Here is a 2,207-nt window from a genome sequence, read left to right as displayed (position 1 = left end):
GCATCGGCCCGAACGGCTCGCCCCGGAAATCCATATCCAGCCCGGCCACGATCACACGGATCCCCCGCTCCGCCAGCTCCTGAACCACATCGGCGATCTCCCAATCGAAGAACTGCGCCTCATCGATACCCACAACCGTGGTCCCGGGTTGAAGGTGCTCCAGGATCGCTCGGGCATGGGGGACGGGGATCGCCTCGATATCCAGGCCGTTGTGGGAGCGAACCTTCTCTACCCCATAACGGGTGTCGATGAGGGGCTTGAAAACCTGAACTTGCTGGCGGGCGATCTGAGCGCGGCGAAGCCGGCGGATCAGCTCTTCGGTCTTACCGCTGAACATGCAACCGCTGATTACTTCCACCCATCCCGTGCGCGCTGCATCCATCGATGCTCCTCCTGAATGGATGAAGCACTGGTTCGGAATCCCGGGAGCCTTTGCGCTTTCCAACCTCTCAGATCAACTCTCAGCCGTGTGAGTCAAAAACAACGCGAGCGGGTCGCCAGAACCCGCTCGCGTTGCCTTATTCGCTCTCGCTCTCCTCCAGGGTCTCGAGGATCTCCTCCGGCTCCTCTACGACCTCTATGGTGACCTGTTTCCGCCTGCGACGCTGGGCCCGCTCCGCCCGCGCCTTCAGGTAGTCCTCATCACGGGCGCTCAGACGCCGCATGAAGCGGTCCACTTGACCTTCTTTATCGACGATTCGTTGCTCACCCGTAAAGAACGGATGGCATTTTGAACACACATCTGTCCGGATCACCGGCACCGTCGCGCCCGTGGTCCAGGTGTTGCCACAGGCGCAGATCACCTGGGCATTGGGATACCATGACGGATGGATTCCTGGCTTCATGCATCACCTCCGTTTTGTGACACGCCGTTCGGGCGGACCGGCTCAGGGTACACGCTGACCCGTTTCCGACCCCCGCGCATGAACTCAAAGCGCACATAGCCGTCGATCAAAGCGAAGAGCGTGTAATCCCGGCCCATCCCCACGTTCTTGCCGGGATAGATGCGCGTGCCGCACTGGCGGACCAGGATGTTCCCGGCCCGGACAAATTGACCGTCGAACCGCTTGACGCCACGGCGCTTGGATTCGCTATCGCGTCCGTTACGGCTGGCGCCGCCACCCTTCTTGTGAGCCATGGTTGCCTCCTGTCATGCGGATGCCGGGACACCCGTTTCGATGGCCTCAATCCGCAGGATCGTGTAAATCTGACGATGGCCCTGCTTGCGCCGATAGCGCTTGGCGCCCGGCCGATACTTGAAGACAATGATTTTCTCTCCCTTCACCTGACCCAGCACGGTGGCCCGGACCCGGGCCTCCGGCACAAAGGGCTGACCGATCCGAACCTGCGCCCCTTCCCCCACCATTAGAACGCGATCGATTTCCACCGGGGCGCCGGCCTCAAGGGGAAGCTTCTCGACCTGAATCTGATCGCCTGCCTGCACGCGGTATTGATGCCCGCCGATTTCGATCACTGCGAACACGATGGAACCTCCGCAATGCTTCAGGTTGTCTTAGGGACCAGACCAACTTCTATGGTCCAGCCAGCCTGCATGAGTTGGTTTTCGGGATATGCGTGGAGAGGCTGATGGCCCCCAGCCCTCAAAAACTCCCAAAAATCAAATGTGGAAGAAGCACTACGTTTGATAAAGAAAGGGCCGCCGCGGGCGGCCCTTCCAGCTGGCTGCGGGGGGAGGACTCGAACCTCCATACCCGGATCCAGAGTCCGGTGTGTTGCCCCTTACACCACCCCGCAGGGCCGTCCTTCATTTTACACAGGATGGGTCCCTTTGGTCAAGCTGGGGGAAGCTTTGAGCCTTTTGATCCCCTCCGTGATCCCTTTGGGCCGTGAGGCAGAGGAAATGGTTCTTCCGCCTCCTCACGGACCTCGGATGGCGTAATTCCTCGCTTTCAAACACTTGCAAGCACCATGATCTGTGGATAGAAAATCTTTGTTGCGGCAGCGGATCGGTAGTCACCCTTACCCACAGCAACGATTTTTGCTTGCAGCATCTCTGCGAGATGCGGGCCAACCTGCCCGACCAGACAGGAGCCTCATCCCGACCATCTAAGGCGGCTACGGCTTTTTCCTTTTTTTATTTTAAGGCACACCATTGGGAAGACCGGTGGCCTCGCCCCATAGCCCAGAGGGCGGCGGGAAGGGGAAAGAAAAAAATCCTTTGGGGGCTGGGGGCCGCCTTCGGCGGC

At 59.8% G+C, this 2,207-nt stretch carries 3 protein-coding genes, 1 tRNA gene and 1 pseudogene; all 5 read right to left on the bottom strand.

Translation table 11 applies throughout. The features are described 5' to 3' along the window. Nucleotides 1-382, bottom strand: a 382-nt coding sequence (locus ACFMO5_RS04210; protein WP_376791506.1) for a thymidine kinase, incomplete at its 3' end; no start/stop codon positions are given. A 256-nt stretch (nucleotides 383-638) separates the two neighbouring features. Further along, nucleotides 639-845, bottom strand: a pseudogene (rpmE, locus tag ACFMO5_RS04205) (50S ribosomal protein L31); the annotation flags it as partial. Further along, nucleotides 842-1,138, bottom strand: a complete 297-nt coding sequence (gene rpmA, locus ACFMO5_RS04200; protein WP_376791505.1) for a 50S ribosomal protein L27 — start codon at nucleotides 1,136-1,138, stop codon at nucleotides 842-844. The pseudogene rpmE and the gene rpmA, both read right to left, overlap by 4 nt. A gap of 12 nt (nucleotides 1,139-1,150) precedes the next feature. After that, complete coding sequence (gene rplU / locus ACFMO5_RS04195; protein WP_376791504.1) at nucleotides 1,151-1,483, bottom strand: 50S ribosomal protein L21; 333 nt, start codon at nucleotides 1,481-1,483, stop codon at nucleotides 1,151-1,153. 197 nt (nucleotides 1,484-1,680) lie between these two features. Beyond that, a tRNA-Gln gene (locus ACFMO5_RS04190) sits at nucleotides 1,681-1,755 on the bottom strand. Nucleotides 1,756-2,207: the final 452 nt, after the last annotated feature.

The sequence above is a fragment of the Thermoflexus sp. genome (genome assembly GCF_042408365.1).
Lineage (GTDB): Bacteria > Chloroflexota > Anaerolineae > Thermoflexales > Thermoflexaceae > Thermoflexus.
The sequence above is the reverse complement of the archived record's forward strand: the minus strand, read 5'-3'. Positions and strand labels throughout refer to the sequence as shown.